Here is a 20,836-nt window from a genome sequence, read left to right on the forward strand (position 1 = left end):
AAGAGAAGGAGTAAATAGAAATTTCAATTTTGTAAAGTGGAATTTCTATTTATTAAGGAAAAATTGGCGAGACCTGAAAAGGAACCCAAGACTGAGCTAGGAAGGCGGCTTAGGAGCGTCCGTGCGCATTTAGGAAATCTGGAAAGATCCGATTTAGCGGAACTCTTTGATGTAAGCGTCACTACAATTGCATTCTATGAACGCGGGGAGAGCGAACCGACAGCGTCAATCTTGGCTGGTTACAAGAAACATTTCGGAGTGAGTTTAGATTGGCTATTAGCCGGTGAAGGGGCAATGTTCGTTGGTGGGGATGTTCAGTTTGAGAATGTCACTCTTGCAGATATTCGAAAATATGTTTGGAACATCGCTGAGACGTATTGGGAAGAACTGCCCCGGAGAACACCTCCAGAGCAGGTCGCTAACCAATTTGTAGAAATGCTTGATTACCTCATTAGCCAACCAGACGTGACTGACGAACAAGCTTCTGGGGTAATTCAATTTGACGCTTCTCGGCTGAAACGCGCATCCGGTCAAGGCGAGACATGAGAGCATTGTAATCATTAATATGGTAGCCAATTTCAGGGATATTGGCTCCCCCAATTGAGCGGTCGCGATACACCAACGGTCTGCAACCGAGCATTGGATAAATGCGACGGTAGGGATTTTGCTTAAAAGCCCAGACACAAGCGGGCCACAAATTATTTTCCTTTAGTGACAGGGCAAGTGCCATCATTGCCATTGGCCCCGCCTGTCCGCCCCGAAACTCTGGCAAAATATAGCAGGCGTGAAATTCTCCCAATGCATCTATTGCATCGTCATGATTGGGCTTTGAAATCGCAAAGCCCACCACGTTGTCGTTGTGTAGCAAAACAAAAAGCGCCTCTAGGTCGGGTCTTTCCTGGAACCAACAATTCCATTGATTTCGCCTGTACGACAGATCTCTCATGTCATGCACTTCTCGAGGCATAAAACCATAAACCTCGCGCCAGCATTGAACATGAATTTTCGCAATTACCTCTACGTCATTTAAAGTTGCCGACCGTAAGCCCGTAATATTAGACATCTGCCAATTCTCCATATAGCTTGTAATTGCGAGCAAGCTGTTGGGAGATTGCAGTGCGGGACGGTGTAATTAAGAGTTCAATTCAGAAAGCTGCTGTTTCCAGCGCGAAGTATCCAGTCTTAGATGCCGTTACCGCATCCTCTCTTGTCAGTTTTGCACTCGGATGTGCGTTGACCTACAAGGTCATTGAGCCGATTAGCCAAGAAAATTTGGAGAAAGTGGCGGAAATGGCCGCATGCTCAACCGGGGAACCGCACTCTTCGGTCTGGCTCAGGGCCAACACCGGCACATTGGTATCGAATACAACTATTATGAAACGCCTGTTAGTTGACGTCGATGTCGAACGTTGCAAAATTCGACAGGCCGCGAACGCCAATCAAAGTGACGGGAAACCTCTCGCTTTTTCTCCAGGCGACACTCACGACTGACTGATTATACTTCACAATTTGGCTGCCTGTTGTCTTGCCTGATTTGGCCAGCTCCAATAGTTTTGGCGCTATAACCGCTTCTGCGGGAAACATACTGATCAGATCCCCTTGTTTGTTGACGGCCAAAGACCAACAATCTCCGCATTCCGAGTAGGTATCAAAGAGAGCCGGGGGCGAGACTACTGCGACGAATGTCAGTTCTCCGATGCGTTTGGCAATTGGAACAAACGCCGCCCCCGAAGTTCTTCCTACTACCGTTTTTCCAATGTGCAGCCCCGGTGACACCTGGGCAGCCTGAAAATATCGTCTGTCGGATAGCTTGAGACGGGCATGAGGGTAGGAATAGCTATCATGCAGTAGCAAACCATCCTGACCGATAACAATGATGGCGCGGGCCCCGGGTATCCCGGCAGCGAGTTGTTTGAGGTCCAAGTGAATCAACCGCTCGCTATCTAGCGAAGCCAAAATAATAGACGCAGTATCAAGCGCTGTTTCTGCTGCGTATAGAACGCGTTCTGTGGCTATCAGATTAGTCCTGGCTATTAGTCGGGCTTCCGTCAGTCTAAAGGAGGCTTCATCAAAAGGAGGGGTGTCTTCGGCTAGACTGGCATTACGAAATGTGAAAATGAAAACGAACAGAAGCAGAATACGAAACACAATGCCCTCCGGTTTCGGCATTATTACCCATGCCGAATACTACTGACCTTACGTCGTGAAACCGGCGTGAAAAATGCACAGCCTTTCTTCAATTTTTAAGACAGTTCTTTCGGCCCCGGTAAATCTGAAACGGGACATCACCTCGCGTTTTTTGTTCCCACTTAACTGCGAGTGGATTTCTGACAAGCTCTCGTAAACGGCGGAAAACCGCCAATTTGGCAAGGTGGGAACATGTAAGTATTGTTGACTTATTTAGTTCCCACCTCAAAATGGCGTCGCTGTTGTTTTTATTGAGCTTTTAGAAAACGCAAAATGGCGCGGCGCGCGCTTGTCTCTAAATTTGCCATTCATAATGACGCGGCGCGTTTCTACGAACTTTCTATAATTTTTGCGAAGAATGGCTATTTTCCGCGAAATTCCACTTATTACCGCATATTCCCGTAATTCCCGGATTTGCCAAGCATAGTGTCGCGTTACATCAATCATTCTGTCGAGTTCGTAGGCTTTCTCGTTGAAGTCACTGATGTGACTTTGAACTGCCCGAAGCCGACGGCTATGTTGATATGCCAGTTCGCTCAGGGCAAGTGCGTTTTCGTTCCACTTGTCCTTGTCCGTATTTTCGAAAAAAACACCCGATCATTTCCAGTACAACGGCTGTCGTTTCAGTGGCGCTAAGAACGACACTGAATTTGCTGTGGTCGGCTTCGGCGAAACATTTTGGATGGTGCATGGTCATGGCAGTTCCCTCTCAAGGCAATGAACGGCCACCAGTTTTGGTGGCCAGGCGATGACGGGTTGACAGACCGGCTAGAGGACCGGCAGAGCAAAGCTCTCCCATCACGCCCGACCATAAAAAACGCGCATGCGGCAAGCCGCTGCGCTTCGGGTGCGCCTCTAGTTCAACCGGCTGTCAATCCGGGCTCCATAAGTTCATGAAGCAATGTTACATTGGGTGCCATTTGATGAAGTGTCAAGAAACTTAGCGTTTGAAACTAGGTGTGCCCGGGCTGCGTTTACTCCTAAGCTTCTTGGAATATGCGCAAAAATCCTCTGTGCGAAATCAGATCTTTTTGTCACATCACTTGGCTTTCCCCACTGCTTTGAACTATTCGTTGCATATAGCTTGGAATTGCAGCTTCAAAAGGGTGGCAATGAAAGATTTAAGCAGTCGCTTTGAATTTGACGAAGATGCGTTGGTACTAGGTGACCCAAAAACCCTACGAGGCACTCTTTGGAGAGTTTATGACCGAAAAAACGGTTCGGCTGAGCGTCGGCTTCGAACCTGGCGAAAAACAAACTCTGATCTCGACATCGAGCTCCGTAGTCTTTGGCGACACGAAATGCGACAAGTGTCTAGAATAATGAGGTATCGGGACGCGGCCGACGTAATAGTAGATATCATTGAAGAAGTTGAAGATGAGGATGAATTTGCTCTCCTCTTAGCAGATCGTGGTGAACCTATTAAGTCTGCGAAACAGAGAAGAAACACAGCTACGGCCCCACGCGGTGCGCAAAGAATTTTGATTTGGCAGAACCTCGAAAGAGTCGCGCGCGCTCTGGGTATCTTGCATGACCAGGCCATCGTGCATGGAAGACTTACTCACGAATGCATTTTCACAGAAGGATCGAGTGCGCCTGATTTCAGGCTCAGCGGTTTTGAATGGAGTGTGCGTCTGGGTGTTGATACTGATGATGGACCAGCAGCCCATTCCTGGAGCCGGTTTAGGGCACCATGCTCCTTTTACGCAGACTGGGCTGCACTAGGTAATATCGCAGCAGATTTGCTTTGCGAAACTGCCAATTTTTCTACATACGAGGAATCCGGCTCTCAGCTAACTTCATCTGAGCGTCGGCTATTGAGGTTACTTATTTCTCCTCGCGCAATCGAGCCGATAGATGCTCGAATTGTAGTTAGAGAGATTACAAATGTAATTGAAGACCTAAAGAGATCGGCTGGAGGGCGCTTTGGCGCGTTGGTGCTATTCCCAAGTCCAGCGGAGTTGAGCCAGGCGATTGCAGACTACTTGGACGATGCGCTGGATCCAGATGACTTTGGCGCACAATTATCCTGGCTTGAAGACGATCTAAGCGACGAAGTTCGAATTATTAAAACTTCTTCCCAAACTAATGACAGAAGATGCACGCTGGTAACCGATACCTTCAGATATACAATCCTGCCGATGCACGGGGCGGATAGTTGGCAGATTGGATATCTAGCGAAGATTATTCGAAATGACGGGAGGGGTACGGGCACAGACGAGCCAGAAGTACTAGGTCACCCCGTACAAGTTTTCGCCAACAAGAAATCAGCAATTGATTCGAGGAGAGCTTTATGGCCGTCAGCAATCGATTGGGAAATGCTCACGAAAACAGATGTTGAGGAGGTTAAGTTTGCACCTGATGTGCGTGATGCGCTGTTTGTAATTGAGATCGTAGAAGCAACCGCAGAAACTCTTAACGCTTTTCCAGTTTCTTCAATTGAGTACGATCAATCGTCGCACGAGCTAAAAGTAAGTCTTGAATGTGATGCTGCGCGAAAGGCGTTACTCCAAGAGGCTGGCATGCGGCCGGATATAGATCGACTCAGCTTTCTTTTGGAAAAGGCAGATGACGCCGTTTGGAGACTTTCATCTTCTCCGAAACTGGGGAGAGAAACCAGCTGGGATATAGAACTCGAATTCCTTCGAATTGAAGAAGGAGAGAATGGGAAAATGTTCGTGTTTGAAGGCGACCAAGCTCCCAGCGGGCAGCTCTTTTTAAAGCCACCTCGTGATCAGGGGCAAGAGAGCGCAACTCGCAGACGCATAAGAAATATAGCAAAATTAAGAGGTCGAACTGACGTTGTTGTGGGACTTGATGATCCTTGGAAAACACGCAGAAAACGTCCTGCACAAGAACTCGCTGAATTGTCAAAACTGAAACTGGATCCAACAAAGACCAAAGCCGCGGATCTTATTGCGGAGATCGAACCCTATGTCTGTGTTGTCGGACCGCCTGGTGTTGGCAAGACGTATCTGGCGACTTCATTGATCTCAGAGATATTGGAAAACAAGACAGACGCGCGGATCCTCGTCGCAGCTCAAAGTCATGAAGCACTCAAAAACTTGGATGAGGCTCTTCGGAATTCTTTGGATCAAAAAGTAATGATCGTTAGAATTGGAAACGAAGATAATAGATTTGATGATATTGACAACTCTTCATACAAAGAATTGAAAAGTATTAGAGAAAGTACGGCAATTTCCGGATTGCAGTACAGACGTTTTAGAGAGTCGATTGACAATACTTTAGCTGCTCACAAAAGAAATCAGAGGACCGACAGAATTTCGAGATTGAGCGATTTCATGCTCGTACCACTGATCAGCCCCACCTGAGTGGTCCGTTTTGATTGTTAGTGCATGACTGGGCTTTGGTCCATCCGGACGATGGTTTCTGGTGCCGGTGGTCGGTAGCCCAAGGCGCTGTGTGGGCGTTTGGTATTGTAATGTTTCCTCCATTGTTCAATCAGGATTTGTGCTTCCTTTAAGCTGTAGAAGATTTCACCATTGAGTAGCTCATCTCGGAGGCGGGCGTTGAAGCTCTCGCAGTATCCGTTCTCCCATGGCGAACCTGGTTCGATGTACGCGGTCTTTGCACCCACAGCGTTGATCCAGTCCCTGACTGCCTGAGCAATGAACTCCGGCCCATTGTCTGATCTGATGTAGGCTGGAACACCTCGCAGGATGAAGAGATCCGTTAGCACATCAATCACGTCGGTGGAGTTCAGATTTCGCTTCACCCGGATTGCCAGGCACTCTCGGGAATACTCATCCAGGATGTTCAGTGTCCGGAACGCTTTTCCTTCATTGGTTCGGCAGTGCACGAAGTCATAGCTCCAGACATGATTGGGATACTCTGGCCGCAGCCGGACACATGATCCGTCGTTCAGCCAGAGCCGCCCTCTCTTCGGTTGTTTCATTGGCACTTTCAGCCCCTCTCGTCGCCACAGCCGCTCAACACGCTTGTCATTCACATGCCAACCAGCATCTCTGAGCAGAGCTGCAATACGCCTGTAACCGTAACGGCCAAACTCACGGGCGAGTGCGATCATATCCGCCACAAGATGTTCTTCGTCAGCACGCCCTGCTGGAGGTTTCCTCTGCGTAGACCGGTGCTGACCCAGAACACGACAGGTTCGGCGCTCTGACACGCCGAGATGCTGACGAATGTGATTGATGCAGGCTCGACGACGGGCGGGGCTCAGAAGTTTCCCTTTGCGGCCTCCGACAAGATCAACTTGTCCAGGGTCAGGTCAGACACTGCCTTGCGCAGCCGCTCGTTCTCTTTCTGAAGGCGTTTGAGTTCTTTCAGTTGGTCGGTTCCCATCCCACCATACTGCTTTCGCCACCGGTAATACCAACCGTCAAAATTCAGAACCGATGGGCCCAATCTCGCATTCCGATGGACATGATGGTCCATGGTTGTTCAATTAACCTGTTCCATGCGCGGCAACAGATATCGATGATTTGTTCGTAGGATTTGAAGACCCGGTTTGACAGCCAGTTATCCCTGATGAACTGCCATAGGTTCTCGACCGGGTTCAATTCGGGAGACCTCGGTGGCAATGGGAGAAGGGTAATGTTGTTGGGAATGTCGAGTTTGCCAGATGTGTGCCAGCCAGCCTGGTCAAGGATGACAACGGCGTGGGCTCCCGGAGCGACTTGCGACGAGATTTCCTGAAGATGCATTTGCATGGCCATGATGTTGCACTTGGGAAGGACGAGCGCAGCACCGACACCCCGTTCCGGGCAGATGGCCCCAAATATCCATGCTGACTTTGTCCGCTGATCCTTGGGGGCCCGCGGCCTTGTCCCGCGTTTTGCCCATCGCCTTGTGATCTTGGTCTTTTGACCCACACGCGCCTCGTCCTGAAACCAAACCTCTATCGGGGTGCCGCTTTCAAGCTGATTGCCGATTTCCGCCAGTTCGGCTGGGAAGCTTTTTTAAAATCCTCGACGGCAAACTCGTTTTGCGCCGGATGCTGCGGCCGGGCCGTCAGACGCCGATAACCCGCATTCTTCAGCTCCCGCGATACGGTACGCTCGTCAACGACAATGCCAAATTCAGACAGGATCCACGCAGCGAGATCCTTCAAGCGCCAACGTACCACTGCATCCACCGATGGATACGGGCCTCGTTCGACAATCTCGATCAACGCACGACGCTGCTGCTCGTCAAGTTTTGAGGGGCGACCTGACTTGGGCGTATCCTTCAGACCATTGGGACCAGAAGCATTGAAACGCAGCACCCAATCGCGAATGATTTGGAGCGTCACTCCGCCAATATGAGCTGCGTCCGAACGGCTCCCCCCATCATAGATCACCGCCAATGACAAAAGGCGACGGGTCTGTTTGGCGTCCCGGCACACCCTCGCCAACCGGCGAAGGGTACAACCGTCAAAGTCATCTCGAAGCGGTATCGCGGCTCCCATGGCAAACTCCCATCGTTTGCCATCTGGAATCATATTCGCAACAAAACCGGAAGCCCAAATATGAGTCACTTCATCTGACGTTTGGTATAATACGTCTGTTCGGTGATACGAACCTGCCGAATGGCATCAATGCGCGGCATGCCTTGGCCGACAAGGACTTCAACCTGCCGCAACTTCGAGACAATTTCTTCTGGCTTGTGACGTTTCGTAGCCATGTTGATCCTCCGTTTTCCTAAACATAACGATGGACCACTTCAAAGGGGGAGGATCAGCTTTTGTTGCTCCGGCGATCATTGGAACGCTGTTCCCCACTCTTGCTGGCGCGGCTTCAGGAACGTTCCTCAGCGCATTGGGGTCCGGCCTTGAAGCCTTTACAGCAACCTTCCTCGTTGAAAGTTTGGATGCAGCGGTCGCGGGTGATTTCGATATTGGCGATATCCTGAAAGACTCTGCCTTCTCAGGCGTATCTGCGGGTCTGACGGCAGGCATTAATCTCGACACGTTCATTGGTGAGATACCAAAAGACTCCGTCCTGAACGACGCTCTGATATCCGGGTTTGGTGGGCTCAACGCCAAGCTGACAATGAAGGGTATTCTCGACGGAGCCATTGATGGTGCGATCTCGTCCGGCCTCTCCTCTGCCGTTTATGGCACTGACTTCCTGGAAGGCTTCTCGTCTTCGGTTCTCAATACCGTGATCAATCTGACGCTAGCCGACGCACAATTCGAGATTGGGACGTTGGGAATCGAAGACGGTTCATTCCCTCACATATTGCTCCATGGACTTGCAGGTTGTGCAGCGGGAGCTGTTCAGAACGGTGTAGGCGGTTGTGCGAGTGGGGCTGCTGGAGCAGCTACTGCTGAGTTAGTTGCAACCGCCTGGATAAATGATCAGCTGGATTCCGGGCGCTTTAACAACCTCTCGAGGGAAGAACGGCTCAAGGAAGCTTATAAGATCAGATCGGAAGTCATCAAAATCGGTCAGCTATTTGGTGCATTTGCTGGCTATTTGACTTCTGGTGGTGACCCAAAAAATGTAAATATTGGAGCGTCCGTTGGGGCCTCATCGGTAGAAAATAATGCGTGTGGTTCCGGCGCATGCGCAGCATTAATTGCTTGGTTGGTGACAATACTAACTGTTGCAGATTATGCACTGACCGCTAAGGATGGATACGATCTTACTGAAGCGGCTTTAGCGTGTGATCAAGGCGACGCTGCAGCTTGTAATCGCGCCAAGGAGATGGCCACTGAACTTGCTCAAGATACTGGAATAGAGCTCACGATAGGAGCACCTGTTCCGGGTTCGAAAGTTGGCATAGAGATTATTCGGTGGCTCAAAAAACTGGATTTAGACCCCGATACTTTGGCTGCCATTGATCGAGCAATAGACGATAATAATGTAAAGAGTACTACCGGAGTTGAAAGTCCTTATTCAGGAGGTGCGCATAAGGATACAAAGAACCCTGTGGGAGATAACTTAGATAGTCATCACTGCCCCGCGAAGGCTTGTTATAAGGATGCCCCTATTAGTTCGGAAGACGGTCCAGCAATCAAAATGGATCCGGCTGATCATAGATTAACCTCAAGTCGTGGAAGTAGCGCAGAAGCTAAAGCCTACAGAGCTGAGCAGAAAAGACTTCTGGATCTGGGGAAACTCGAAGAAGCTATTCAAATGGATATTGATGATATCCGCCGTATAGAAAATGAAATTGGGCAACCGGGCAAATACGATAATGCAATCAAAGAAATGGTAAACTATGCGCGGACTCTTGATCCAGATGTTTTCCGAAATCGTTAAGGAGTAAGCAAATGGATTTGATTCCATTTTCCAGCCTATCGGAGCTACCGACTGGTCAGGGCACTTTGATAGACATCACCTCAAATAATGACCTGATTGATATTTCAGAGAATTTTATTCTTTCGAATGTTCGAGGGCGTCGGAAGCCATACTATGTTGGTATACGAGCTTTTTTGTTCGACGCGAAAATCGCTTTCGAGTTTGATGCCCAATACAAACTTCACTCGGTGGAATTCCGGCAGCCCTATGATGTCCAGAATGCTAGTGCCCTTTACTTTCAGGGAAAAAATCTTCTGCAGGATACGTTAATTAGCGCACAGAAGATTTTGCTAGAAGCCAAAATTCCTTTTGAGATCAGCGATGTAGGAATCGACGCTCCCGAAATTGGGCTTTCTTTCTACTCGGATAGTTTTGATGACAGTCTCGATGTTGAATTGGATTCAGTCACAGTGTTTTTTCGACAGAATATTCCGTGATGATGCTGTGTTCTGCCCAATCTAACCACCTTGTAGCCTGATTCCGATTGGTGCGTTCGTCGCGCCGTATCTTGTCAGTTCATTCCTGTCCTTCTTCTCTGGTCTGACCGGTGTAGCAACGGGAACTGAAGGTGCTGCAGCTGGTGCGGCCAGTGGAGCTGCAGCGACGGGAACGGCGGCGGCTACGGGAACGGCCGCTGCTGCATCGACCGGTGGCACATTCATGAGTGCCATTACCAGCGGTTTGGAAGCCTTCACCTCAACCTTCCTTGTCGAAAGCCTCGACGCTGCGGTCGCAGGTGATTTCGATATTGGCGATATCCTGAAAGACTCTGCCTTCTCCGGTGTGTCAGCTGGTCTTACCGCAGGTATCAATCTGGAAACCTTCGTTGGAAATCTACCAAAAGATTCGGTCCTGAACGATGCTCTGATTTCCGGGTTTGGCGGGCTCAACCCCAAGCTGGCAATGAAGGGTATTCTCGACGGCGCCATTGATGGTGCGATCTCGTCCGGCCTGTCCTCTGCCGTTTATGGCACTGACTTCCTGGAAGGCTTCTCGTCTTCCATGGTCAACACACTGGTGAACCTCACCCTTGCTGATGTTCAGTACGAGATCGGGGAGCTCGGGGTCATTCGAGGCCCCGACGGAAAAGTCATCGAAACCAAGGAAGGCTGGGGCGAAGGTTCATTCCCACATGCCATTTTGCATGGGTTAGCTGGTTGTGCCGCAGGTGCCGTCCAGAACGGCGGTCAGGGCTGCGCGGCTGGGGCTGCCGGTGGTATCGCGCAGAGCATTTTTGCCGGAACCTTGGGCGGCTCTACGCTGACAGGGGAGCAACAGGCTGCAAGGGCTCAGTTCTTGGGGGCGCTGGCTGGCTATATTTTCTCTGGAGGTGACGGGTCGAATGTTTCTACGGCCTCCGGCGTCGCGTTGTCCGGGTTTGTGAACAATTATCTGACACATCAGCAGTTCGATAGCATGCTGGAGTCGATGCGATCCTGTGATGGCGATGAAGAATGCCGAGCATCTGTCTATCGGGAATACCTGGATAATTCGGCAGAGCAGCAGCATGCATTGGCTATGTGCGGAAATGATCTGAGTTGTCAGGCACCGCACTTACAAGCGATGGCAGAAGCCCAAAACCATCCGTTTTGGCAGCAGCTAATGTCGCCGAGTTTTCAATCTGATCCATTACGTGAACAGGAGCTTCAAGCTCACCAAGTTTACCTTGGTTTCGAGTATCCGGGTTGGACCGCTACGCCAGATGCGACATCTGCATATTCGGCCTATCCCGAGTGGGCAGCCTCTAATTGCCAAGGTGTCCTCCGTCAGCGCTTAATGGACAAATTGGTTTGATTTCGTAAGGGAGTGATTTTGGCTCATCATTGCTAACTCAGGAGCAAATGATGAGACGAAAGAAGGATCGAGTGACCGACGATGCGGATTGGATCGTAAAAGACATCAAACGCCAGACCCGCCGTCGGTTTTCCGCTGAAGAGAAGATCCGCATAGTGGTTTCTGGTCTTCGAGGCGAAGACAGCATTGCAGAACTTTGCCGCCAGGAAGGTATCGCCCAGAGCCAGTATTATTCCTGGTCCAAGGACTTCATGGAAGCGGGCAAGAAACGGCTTGCTGGGGACGCAGCTCGTGAAGCCAGTTCTGATGAAGTAAAGTCTCTTCGCAAAGAGACGAGGGACTTGAAGGAAGTGGTTGCAGAACAGGCTCTGGAACTTCGCCTTCTCAAAAAAAGCATGATCGGGGATGGGGTCGACGACGAATGAGATATCCCGCCTCCGAGAAACTTGAAATCATTCGACTGGTGGAGCAGTCCCATCTTCCAGTCAGACAGACGCTGGATCGGCTGGGTATTCCAAGGTCAACCTTCTACGTCTGGTATGACAAATATCAAACCGGTGGCATAGATGCCTTGCAGGACACGGCCCCCATGCCTGCACGGGTCTGGAACCGGATCCCCGATGATATCCGCCAACAGGTCATTGATCTGGCCCTGGAAGAACCGGAACTCTCACCTCGGGAGCTGGCTGTCCAGTTTACGGACACAAAGCAGTACTTCGTGTCTGAGGCCAGTGTTTACCGGTTGCTGAAAGCCCATGACCTCATCACCAGTCCGGCCTTTATCGTGGTCAAGGCAGCTGACGAGTTCAAGAACAAGACCACAGCGCCCAATGAGCTGTGGCAGACAGACTTCACCTATCTGAAGGTTATTGGCTGGGGTTGGTTTTACCTGTCAACAATCCTTGATGATTACAGCCGCTATGTCATCGCGTGGAAGCTGTGTACGACGATGTTGGCCAGTGATGTCACGGATACGTTGGAACTGGCCTTACAGGCTTCAGGCTGTAATCAGGCCAGTGTCCGCCACCGGCCAAGACTGTTGTCGGACAATGGGTCAAGTTACTTCGCCGGTGAGCTGGCCGACTGGCTCGACGACAAAGGCATGGACCATGTGCGTGGAGCCCCATACCACCCCCAAACGCAGGGCAAGATCGAAAGATGGCATCAGACCTTGAAAAACCGGATCCTTCTGGAGAACTACTTCCTGCCCGGTGACCTCAAAGCCCAAATAAGCAAGTTCATCAGCCACTACAATCATCACCGATATCACGAGAGCTTGAAGAACCTCACACCCGCTGACGTCTACTTCGGGCGCGGCGAACAAATCCTGCGCAAACGAGAAAGGATCAAACAAAGCACCATCGAACAACGCCGCTTGCAACACCGCAAACAGGCCGCCTAATATCGACAAACAGATGAGCCAGATACTCCCTTAAACAAAACTCATATCTGTCCAAAAATCCCTGACGATGGACATATATGGGGTTGCTGGATGCCTCTATAGTGGCTCTTGATAAAAACACAGGCAAAGTTATCTGGCGCAAGAGGTTTGGTGACTACAAAGTCGGTTACACAATGACAGGCGCGCCGACTATAATTCATGATAAAAAATCAGGCCGAGACCTATTGATACATGGTTCCTCCGGGGATGAATTCGGTATTGTCGGAAAACTCTATGCCCGTGACCCGGAAACCGGGGAGGAAGTCTGGTCGCGCCCATTGCCGGACTGCTTGTCGGCACAATCGCCGGTTACGTGGGGGGCTGGACAGACACGGTCCTCATGCGGATCACCGATATCTTTCTCGCCTTTACGCGGCTGGTTCTGGCATTGGCCTTTGTTGCCGCACTTGGCGCTGGAATTGAAAATGCGGTGCTGGCGATTTCACTCACAGCTTGGCCGCCTTATGCACGGATTGCACGAGCCGAAACGCTGACGATACGTTCAGCGGATTATATCAGTGCGGTCCGTCTTCAAGGGGCTGGGCCGCTGCGCATCGTTGTGCGCCATATTTGGCCCTTGTGTATCTCTTCGCTCATTGTTCGGGTAACGCTCGATATGGCTGGAATTATTCTGGCTGCTGCAGGTCTCGGGTTCCTTGGGCTGGGAGCGCAACCGCCTAGCCCGGAATGGGGTGCCATGATTTCGGAGGGGCGTAGGTTCATTCTGGATCACTGGTGGGTCGCCACGGTGCCCGGCCTCGCTATTTTCACAGTCTCTCTTGCCTTCAATTTGTTGGGTGATGGTCTGCGTGACGTGCTTGATCCGAAGGACGGTAAACAATGAGCCTTCTTGAAGTTGAAAACCTTTGGGTTCGATTTCTAACCAGGCAAGGCGTCTTTGATGCTGTTCGCGGCGTCTCATTCTCGCTGGGCCGGGAGCGCCTTGGCATCGTGGGCGAAAGTGGCTCCGGCAAGTCCATGACGGGTCGCGCCATTCTGCGCCTCATTCGAAATCCGGGCGTTGTTGAGGCAGACCATATCAATCTGGAAGGTCGGAACCTCTTGGGGCTATCGGAAACGGAGATGCGTCAGGTGCGGGGTCAGCAAATCTCCATGGTGATGCAGGACCCGAAGTTCTCGCTTAATCCGGTCATGCCCATCGGCGACCAGATCATGGAAGCCTACCTGCAACACAACAATACGTCCCGCGCACAGGCGAGAGCCAAATCACTCGCGATGCTGGAAGCGGTATCGATCCGTGATCCGGAACGTGTGGTGCGCGCTTATCCGCATGAAATGTCTGGAGGGATGGGGCAACGGATCATGATCGCAATGATGCTCATTCCTGACCCCAAAATCTTGATTGCGGATGAACCGACCTCTGCATTGGACATCTCTGTGCAACGGCAAGTGCTGGACATCATGGACGGCCTTGTGCAGGAGCGCGGAATGGGTCTGATCTTCATCACCCACGACCTGAACCTTGTGTCTGAATTCTGCGATCGGGTCCTTATCATGTATTCGGGTCGGATCGTGGAAGTGTGTGATGCAAATAAGCTCCACGAAGCCAAACATCCTTACACGCAAGGGCTTTTGAACTCTCTGCTGCGCCTTGATCAGCCACGCAAACATCTTCAGGTGCTCAGTCGAGATGCCGCTTGGGCTGAAACGGAAAGCGTAAGGGGGCATTCATGACGGCCCTTTCAATCAAAAATCTCAATGTGTGGTTTGGTGTCGACCGCGACCGCGTTGATGCGGTGGTCGGTGCCCGTTTTCAGGTCGCCAAAGGTGAGAGTTTTGGCCTTGTCGGCGAAAGCGGGTCTGGAAAATCAACGATCTTGAAGGCCATTACAGGGCTTGCACCAACTTGGTCGGGCGACATCCTTGTTGAGGGAAATGCGCTGACTGGTGCAGCGCGTGGACGCGACTTTTATCGAACCGTGCAGATGGTGTTTCAAGACCCTTACGCGTCTTTGCATCCGCGTCACACGATTGATCAGGTGCTCAGCGAAACCCTGCATCTCCACGGGTTCAAGGACATTGATGCCAGGGTGTTGCGCTTGCTTGATGATGTGGGCTTGTCTCGCAAATTCCGGTTCCGCTACCCGCACCAGCTATCAGGCGCACAAAGGCAAAGAGTGGCTGTTGCGCGCGCTCTTGCGGGTGAGCCTAAATTGCTGCTGCTGGATGAACCGACATCTGCATTGGACGTCTCTGTGCAGGCAGAGGTGTTGAACCTCCTGGCAGACCTCAGGGACGAGCACCATCTCACCTATCTGATGGTCTCCCACGACCTGCCGGTCATCGCGCACATGTGTGATCGGCTTGCGGTCATGAAGGGTGGGGAGGTCGTTGAGGTCATGCAAACCGAAGACTTGCGACAGGGGACCGCCAAACATCCCTATTCTCAGGCACTCCTTGCAGCCTCAAATGCCACCGGGATGCGTGCCAAGGCGCAAGAGACAGAGCCTCTCCCGGTGTGAGAGCGTGCTCAATTCTTGTTGCCATCAAGGAGCGTTAGCGCCTTGATGGTTTCTTCTTCTTCCAGAATGGTTCGATCTCGCCAGCCATGATGCAGCCATAGGGATCGATATAGTCCTCGATCTCGGCAAGGCCGAATTTCTTGATTTGGGCGACCACCGCCCCGGCCTTCTTGTAGCCGGATGGCAATTCCGACACGTCAATCTTGTTTTCATAGAAACGGATATCGAGACCATTCGTTTCTTCAACAAGAAGCTCCTCGGCTGTTTTTCCCGCCGACCGGCGTTTGTGCTCCGAGCGCGAGTAGTTTCGTCCTGCACCATGCGGTGAGAAGCCAAGGGCATGGGAAGCATCCTTTCCGCGAACCACCAACACCGGTTCCGCCATGTTGAGCGGGATCAGTGTCAGTCCGGTCGCATCCGAAGCATAGTCTTCCCAGGCCGGGGTAGCTCCCTTGCCGTGATAGAAGAGGTCTCCCCGCTTGAAGACGAAGTTATGTTCGTTCCAAAAGCGCCTTGTCACCGTTGCACCTGCCAGATCGCTCGCGGCCTGATGGATCGCGTTGTGGTTCGCCTTGGTCCATTTGCGGATCAGCTGCAAGGCTTCCCAGTAGGCAATCCCTTCTTCCGTTTCAGCTGGAATCCACGCGTTCTGCTTCAAAGTTTTCGGCGACAGCTTGCGGCGGAACTTGTCCGCGACATTCATGCCGATCTTGTAGAGCAAAGCACCCGGTCCACGCGAGCCGTGATGGGTCACAAGCGTGGTCTTGCCGGTGTTTCGTGAAGTGCCGACGAACAGGAAGTGGTTGCCGTCACCCTGTGTCCCCAGATGCTCCTGCGCAGCGCGCAAGATTTTCGGGTTGTTCAGGTAGCGGTTTTCCCGAAATGCCTCATAGAGTGACATCGAAAGGGTAAAGCGCTTTCCGTTGGCAAGGCCACCTGCCCTGAAATGTGTCATGGCATGGGCTGCATCCAGAATCTTTGCCGGCTCTGTTTCCTCGAATTCGGTCATCATCACGGAGCAGCAGATATCCGCGCTATGCATTCCCGGGTGGATCGCACCACGCGCCGCAACAACGCCGCCCACCGGAATTGTCCCGAGCGGTCCGGCCGGGCAGACATCCGGCATGACGGCACCCGCCTCGATGGTCGGGGTCCGCATCAATTCGGTCATGTGGTGTTTTACTGCAATGAGGTTTGCTTCCTCATCAGAGTCTTCTGCCTCGATGCTTATATGGAACGGCTTGGCCCCGGAAGGGGAAAGGGGAATGGTCAGAGCTGGCTTATAAGATTCCAGCATCTGGCGCACGACTTCCAAAGAGGTGCCGTGATCAAGTGCTGTCTGCCCGTCACGAAGGGCTGCGCCAAAGGCCTTGCCTTCCGCGTGGCCCCAGGATTTCAAAAGCTCGCTGGTCAGTTTTTCTTCGGTCAACATCGTCATGGCATTTCTCGTTTCAATGTTCGGCAACCAGTTCCGGACAAAATTGAGGTTCGCAGGGCAAGGTTGGACAAGATGAAAATTCCGCCACCGGATATTCCGGGCCAGACTTGAACTGGCACAGGACCGGCTTCCCGGTCCTCCCCAAGGCGGTTGTGCGCTTCAGGGGCGTCTACCTGTAATCCTGTCGGCATCCCTGCGGATCTCTTTACAATCCGCAATCGGCCTGCCTTTCGGTAAAATCCGCAGCCAGGGCGGCAAGGTGGGTGCAAAACGTTCCTGCTCTACCATTGAGCTACGCCGCATCAAATGGCTGCGGCGGCGGGATTTGAACCCGCAACCTGGCGATTAACAGTCGATGTAGTTCTGCAGGCATCCGCCCTGGCTGTTTGTTTTTTCTTCAAGTTCGGTGCGCTCGGGGGCAGCCCCGAGCAGGTTGTGTCAGTCGGCGGCAAGGGCGTGATGAAACATCAAAACCTGCGTCTTTCCTCGTTAGACGACACCGCGATCTCGCGGCGGCGTGGCTCGACCCACGCGTTTCAGGTTCCTGCGATGTAGTTCCATCGGCATCCGCCGTTGAAATTCAGTCAGCTGCCAACAAGCCCAGACGGCAAGGAAGAAGAAACGGTGGGAGTCCCGCTCGAGCCTAAGAGCGCCTGCAAGGAGGGGAGTCGAACCCACTCGGACTGGTCCCTTTTATGGCGCAATGTAGTTCCTTCGGCATCCGTCTGGTTTTGTCTGGCGAAGGCGGCAACAGCTGTGCCGCCACCTTCGGGTTTATTCGGTCAGGTCGATCGCTTCGATCTCGCCAACCCATTGGATTGCGTCCATTTGACCCGCCGCAAATCGCGCAATCTGGTCGAATACTGCGTCGGAGAAACCTCCGACATTCAGGATGTCCGACCGGGTCGCGGCCTGCGCCGTGCCGTAGGGCGCAATGTCGATGCACACCAGCGCGCATCCGGCTTCCGCCGCTTGAGCGTTTCCCAGGCACGCATCACGCCGGTGCGTTCTGCACCATGGTGACGGCCCCAGGTGTCAACCCAGGACTGGTTGTCGGAAACCAGGATCACCAGGTCCGGAGACCGTCGGTTCTGGTTCAGCCATTCCAGCGGCGCGGCACAGTTCGTTCCGCCGCCCCATTGTGCGGCGAGCTTCTGGGCGTTGGTCATGATCGTGTCGCGCGGTTCCAATGCAACCTTGCGGACATTCACTTCGAATGGCAGCACGGTTCCGCCCCGGTTCCGCCTGAGGACGGCAGCAGCCACAAGGGCGGCCACATCCACAAACCGTGTCCGGAACGTTGCTCCCTTTCGCAGGCCCGTCACCACCCCGCTCATCGAGCCGGAAACATCTGGGCAGACAACAACCTGTCCCTTGAAGGACGGAACGTTGGCAACGGCCAGTTCGAGCGCATCATGCATTGCCTCGCGAATTGCCAGCGACATGTCCGCAGACAAGGCCTGATAGGCCGTCATCAGCTGGTAAGGGAAGGCATTTGCCTTCTTCACCCGCTGCGGATCCCGGAGAATGGCCGCAACATCTGCCGTAGCCTGGGTATCTTCAAAGACACCGTGGCGCAGGAAAGTGTTGAGGTTCATCCGCACCATGTTCCAGCTGCCCTGCCGAGCGATCTTCATCCACTGCTTCTGCGAGAGAGGCAGGTGGGTAAGCATCTGGAACGGCACATCCGGCACCGGACGCCCCTTCGGGTCGGCCTTGAACGAAACATAGTCGCGAATCTCAGCTGGCAGGGCGTCGGCGGCACACGGCTTGCCGATCAGCCATGCAAAGAGGGCGTCCCGCTGCGCATCACGCGGCTTGGGGTGTACCATCTTGATGACATCCGCCAGCGACGGATCATTACCCACGCTTGCCTGAAGCAGCTGATAGTCGGTGGCCGAGTTCAGCCAGCCGCGTACCAGAGCCTTCGGGCGAGACCCGAGCGAGCGCCGCCCGGTTTGTCCCGACCGCATGATCTGCACGAAGTTTCGCAACATCTTGCCGTTACTCGCGACCTTCGGAAAGGCGCGGGACAAAAGAACCGGGTCACGGGTTGCGAGGATCGCCAGCAAAAGCGCGGGCAGATCCTTCATCTTGCCCTGCTGGCGGGCATAGACCGCCGTCTTGGCAAGAAACTCGTCCGGCACAGCGTTTGCGACCTGAAGGACAGTCGCAAGTTCCATCTCGGCATCCTGATAGTAGAGGTCGCCGATGGTTCCGGTCACTGCCAGCTGGGCCAGCTTGTGCTGGTCGTCATATTTATAGGCGTTGCCACCCGCCAGGTTAACGGCGTTGGTCTCGGAACCAAAACGTCCCTTCAGGGACGCGAATAGAGACTTGTTAGCCATGATGCCCTCCTTCGGGTTTGAGGCTGGAAGCGATGTGCTTACGTGTTCGTGTTTAGGAGGAGAATGCGTTAGGTGCCGTTGAGGCAAAAGAAAAAATTCAAAATAGGATAAGTTATTGAAGATAATGAATATATTCGCACGTTGACAAAATCGACATGCTGTAATCCTATATAAATATATAAGATATTATCAAATAGGATAAAGCGGTGAAGAAGAACGTCGTTATCGGGTTCCTGGGAACGCAGCTGGATTCGGGTAAAAAGCGGAAATGGCGTCCTTCCGTGGCAGTGACCCAGCATGGCGGCTTTCCTGTTCATCGGCTGGAGCTGTTGCATGACCGCGGGTGGTCCCGTCTTGCCAATCAGGTGAAGCGCGAGATTGAGGAAGCGTCCCCGGCAACGGAAGTGTTGCTGCAGCAAGTCGATTTGAAGGACCCTTGGGACTTTCAGGAAGTTTACGGCTCCCTGTTCGATTTCGCTCGTGGCTATGGGTTTGATGAGGATCGGGAAGACTATTTCGTACACCTGACCACCGGAACCCACGTAGCGCAGATTTGCTGGTTTCTCCTGACGGAATCCCGACATGTGCCAGCCAAGCTTGTTCAGACCTCTCCACCCCGCGCAAACGAGACCGGTGTTCTCGGAGCCTACAACGTCGTTGATCTCGATTTGTCGCGATATGACGCCTTGCAGCAGCGATTTGATCTGGTTGCCGAGGAGTACAACGCCCTTTTGAAGGCCGGAATTGAGACCCGCAATCCAAGGTTTAACAGCCTGATCGAGCGCATAGAGCTTGTTGCGACCAACTCGGACGCACCGCTCCTCCTGCTGGGTGCAACGGGAACCGGCAAAAGCGAACTGGCGGAGCGCATCTACGAGCTGAAGCTTCAGCGCCGCCGGGTAAAGGGGCGTCTGGTGCATGTGAACTGCGCCACACTGAAAGGTGAGCGGGCGATGTCGAACCTCTTCGGACACAGGCGCGGGGCCTTCGGCAGCGGGACATCGGATCGACGCGGTCTTCTGCGCGAGGCGGATGGCGGTGTTCTGTTTCTCGATGAAATCAACGAACTGGGGCTGGATGAGCAAGCTATGATCCTGCACGCGGTCGAGACCGGAAGGTTCCTGCCGCTTGGCTCGGACCACGAGATCACCAGCCGGTTTCAGTTGATCGCCGGAGCCAATCGCGATCTGGGACAGCTGGTTGCTGACGGCAAATTTCGGCCGGACCTTCACGCGCGCCTGAACCTTTGGACGTTCCGATTGCCCTCTTTGACCGAGCGTCGCGAGGATATTGAGCCGAATGTAGAATACGAACTCAACCGGGCGGAGAAACTGCTCGGCACGCGGGTCGGCTTCAACGCGGATGCCTATGCCCGCTATCTCGATTTCGCGACGTCCCCGGCAACCCTGTGGCCGGGGAACTTCCGTGATCTCGGTGCCTCCGTTCAGCGACTGAGCACGCTTGCCCCTCGGGCGCGGATCACGCTGGCGCTAGTTGAGCAGGAAATTGAGGCCCTGCAGGCCCAATGGGCGGCGGCAAAGACAGATCCGGACGGTGCCTTGCTGCGCGACGTGCTGGGCGAGAGGGCTGGGGAGCTGGATCCCTTTGACAAGGTACAGCTGGCCTATGTTATTCGGATTTGCCGGGAAAGCGCTTCCCTCAGCGCCGCCGGGCGCACTCTTTTTTCCGCATCTCGTGCGGCAAAGGCCAGTCAGAATGACGCCGATCGCTTACGTAAATATCTCGCAAGGTTTGCGCTAAGGTGGTCGGATTTGGCAACTGACTAGGCTGAGTGATGAACTTTAGGAGAGCAGGAGAAGCGGCGTTCGTTTATGTGTCTTTCCCGAACAAAGTTCTCATAATTCAATTTGATTTTTTGC

General features: G+C 52.9%; 17 protein-coding genes and 4 pseudogenes. 12 read left to right on the forward strand and 9 right to left on the reverse strand.

Annotation, left to right across the window (positions count from 1 at the left end; all coding sequences use genetic code 11):
• Nucleotides 1-36: 36 nt before the first annotated feature.
• On the forward strand, nt 37-546 hold the full coding sequence (locus TRICHSKD4_RS32265; RefSeq protein WP_050763368.1) for a helix-turn-helix transcriptional regulator: 510 nt from the start codon (nt 37-39) through the stop codon (nt 544-546).
• On the opposite strand, the gene TRICHSKD4_RS30180 is transcribed toward TRICHSKD4_RS32265, so the two are convergent.
• Together TRICHSKD4_RS30180 and TRICHSKD4_RS08235 are read right to left on the reverse strand one after the other, a co-directional pair.
• On the reverse strand, nt 452-1,063 hold the full coding sequence (locus TRICHSKD4_RS30180; protein WP_168156992.1) for a GNAT family N-acetyltransferase: 612 nt from the start codon (nt 1,061-1,063) through the stop codon (nt 452-454). The two genes, TRICHSKD4_RS32265 and TRICHSKD4_RS30180, sit on opposite strands and share 95 nt — an antisense overlap.
• Before the next feature lie 323 nt (nt 1,064-1,386).
• Nucleotides 1,387-2,148, reverse strand: a complete 762-nt coding sequence (locus TRICHSKD4_RS08235) for a hypothetical protein (protein ID WP_208993030.1) — start codon at nt 2,146-2,148, stop codon at nt 1,387-1,389.
• A 1,151-nt stretch (nt 2,149-3,299) separates the two neighbouring features.
• Between TRICHSKD4_RS08235 and TRICHSKD4_RS08240 the strand changes: the two genes are divergently transcribed.
• Nucleotides 3,300-5,519, forward strand: coding sequence for an AAA domain-containing protein (locus TRICHSKD4_RS08240; RefSeq protein WP_083782751.1), 2,220 nt, complete (start codon nt 3,300-3,302; stop codon nt 5,517-5,519).
• A gap of 17 nt (nt 5,520-5,536) precedes the next feature.
• Here the strand turns inward: TRICHSKD4_RS08240 and TRICHSKD4_RS08245 are convergent.
• The 3 genes and pseudogenes from TRICHSKD4_RS08245 to TRICHSKD4_RS30185 all read right to left on the reverse strand — a co-directional run.
• A pseudogene (locus TRICHSKD4_RS08245) lies at nt 5,537-6,540 on the reverse strand (IS3 family transposase); the annotation flags it as partial.
• Between the two features lie 14 nt (nt 6,541-6,554).
• Nucleotides 6,555-7,615 (reverse strand): IS630 family transposase gene (locus TRICHSKD4_RS29180; RefSeq protein WP_085979595.1). Its coding sequence is split into 2 segments (ribosomal slippage): nt 6,555-7,123 and nt 7,123-7,615, totalling 1,062 coding nucleotides; the frame shifts between segments, so codons are not numbered across the junction.
• A gap of 74 nt (nt 7,616-7,689) precedes the next feature.
• Nucleotides 7,690-7,830: pseudogene (locus tag TRICHSKD4_RS30185) on the reverse strand (IS3 family transposase); the annotation flags it as partial.
• A 29-nt stretch (nt 7,831-7,859) separates the two neighbouring features.
• On the opposite strand from TRICHSKD4_RS30185, the gene TRICHSKD4_RS08270 reads away from it, so the two are divergent.
• Together TRICHSKD4_RS08270 and TRICHSKD4_RS08275 are read left to right on the forward strand one after the other, a co-directional pair.
• Nucleotides 7,860-9,413, forward strand: a complete 1,554-nt coding sequence (locus tag TRICHSKD4_RS08270; RefSeq protein WP_009467053.1) for a DUF637 domain-containing protein — start codon at nt 7,860-7,862, stop codon at nt 9,411-9,413.
• Between the two features lie 11 nt (nt 9,414-9,424).
• Nucleotides 9,425-9,889, forward strand: coding sequence for a hypothetical protein (locus tag TRICHSKD4_RS08275; RefSeq protein WP_009467054.1), 465 nt, complete (start codon nt 9,425-9,427; stop codon nt 9,887-9,889).
• A 21-nt stretch (nt 9,890-9,910) separates the two neighbouring features.
• Here the strand turns inward: TRICHSKD4_RS08275 and TRICHSKD4_RS30190 are convergent, their stop codons facing one another.
• Nucleotides 9,911-10,114: a hypothetical protein gene (locus tag TRICHSKD4_RS30190; RefSeq protein WP_208993031.1), complete on the reverse strand. Its 204-nt coding sequence runs from the start codon at nt 10,112-10,114 to the stop codon at nt 9,911-9,913.
• Between TRICHSKD4_RS30190 and TRICHSKD4_RS08280 the strand changes: the two genes are divergently transcribed.
• From TRICHSKD4_RS08280 to TRICHSKD4_RS08305, 6 genes and pseudogenes are all read left to right on the forward strand, one after another.
• Nucleotides 10,113-11,246: a DUF637 domain-containing protein gene (locus TRICHSKD4_RS08280; protein WP_009467055.1), complete on the forward strand. Its 1,134-nt coding sequence runs from the start codon at nt 10,113-10,115 to the stop codon at nt 11,244-11,246. The genes TRICHSKD4_RS30190 and TRICHSKD4_RS08280 overlap by 2 nt on opposite strands.
• A 50-nt stretch (nt 11,247-11,296) precedes the next feature.
• Nucleotides 11,297-12,648 (forward strand): IS3 family transposase gene (locus TRICHSKD4_RS08290; protein ID WP_371256719.1). Its coding sequence is split into 2 segments (ribosomal slippage): nt 11,297-11,632 and nt 11,635-12,648, totalling 1,350 coding nucleotides; the frame shifts between segments, so codons are not numbered across the junction.
• A gap of 77 nt (nt 12,649-12,725) precedes the next feature.
• Nucleotides 12,726-12,806 (forward strand): annotated as a pseudogene (locus tag TRICHSKD4_RS32270) (hypothetical protein); the annotation flags it as partial.
• Nucleotides 12,807-12,958: 152 nt separating this feature from the next.
• Nucleotides 12,959-13,531 (forward strand): annotated as a pseudogene (locus TRICHSKD4_RS31635) (ABC transporter permease); the annotation flags it as partial.
• Nucleotides 13,528-14,382 carry an ABC transporter ATP-binding protein gene (locus TRICHSKD4_RS08300; protein WP_009467058.1) on the forward strand — a complete coding sequence of 285 codons (855 nt, stop codon included), beginning with the start codon at nt 13,528-13,530 and terminating at the stop codon, nt 14,380-14,382. The pseudogene TRICHSKD4_RS31635 and the gene TRICHSKD4_RS08300, both read left to right, overlap by 4 nt.
• On the forward strand, nt 14,379-15,170 hold the full coding sequence (locus tag TRICHSKD4_RS08305) for an ABC transporter ATP-binding protein (protein WP_009467059.1): 792 nt from the start codon (nt 14,379-14,381) through the stop codon (nt 15,168-15,170). The genes TRICHSKD4_RS08300 and TRICHSKD4_RS08305 overlap by 4 nt, the downstream gene beginning before the upstream one ends.
• A 34-nt stretch (nt 15,171-15,204) precedes the next feature.
• Here the strand turns inward: TRICHSKD4_RS08305 and TRICHSKD4_RS08310 are convergent, their stop codons facing one another.
• Nucleotides 15,205-16,608 carry an RtcB family protein gene (locus tag TRICHSKD4_RS08310; protein WP_009467060.1) on the reverse strand — a complete coding sequence of 468 codons (1,404 nt, stop codon included), beginning with the start codon at nt 16,606-16,608 and terminating at the stop codon, nt 15,205-15,207.
• Nucleotides 16,605-16,799 (reverse strand): hypothetical protein, encoded by a 195-nt coding sequence (locus TRICHSKD4_RS08315; protein WP_040616508.1) that lies wholly within the window; start codon nt 16,797-16,799, stop codon nt 16,605-16,607. Before TRICHSKD4_RS08315 ends, TRICHSKD4_RS08310 begins: the two co-directional genes overlap by 4 nt.
• 115 nt (nt 16,800-16,914) lie before the next feature.
• Between TRICHSKD4_RS08315 and TRICHSKD4_RS08320 the strand changes: the two genes are divergently transcribed.
• Nucleotides 16,915-17,163 carry a hypothetical protein gene (locus tag TRICHSKD4_RS08320; protein ID WP_009467062.1) on the forward strand — a complete coding sequence of 83 codons (249 nt, stop codon included), beginning with the start codon at nt 16,915-16,917 and terminating at the stop codon, nt 17,161-17,163.
• A gap of 332 nt (nt 17,164-17,495) precedes the next feature.
• Here the strand turns inward: TRICHSKD4_RS08320 and TRICHSKD4_RS08325 are convergent, their stop codons facing one another.
• Nucleotides 17,496-18,956, reverse strand: coding sequence for an RNA-binding protein (locus TRICHSKD4_RS08325; protein WP_009467063.1), 1,461 nt, complete (start codon nt 18,954-18,956; stop codon nt 17,496-17,498).
• A 206-nt stretch (nt 18,957-19,162) separates the two neighbouring features.
• On the opposite strand from TRICHSKD4_RS08325, the gene rtcR reads away from it, so the two are divergent.
• Entirely contained in the window at nt 19,163-20,743 is a 1,581-nt protein-coding gene (gene rtcR, locus TRICHSKD4_RS08330; RefSeq protein ID WP_009467064.1) for an RNA repair transcriptional activator RtcR, read from the forward strand.
• The last annotated feature ends 93 nt before the right edge of the window (nt 20,744-20,836 follow it).

Source organism: Roseibium sp. TrichSKD4, from assembly GCF_000148725.1.
In the GTDB taxonomy this organism is placed as follows: Bacteria; Pseudomonadota; Alphaproteobacteria; order Rhizobiales; family Stappiaceae; genus Roseibium.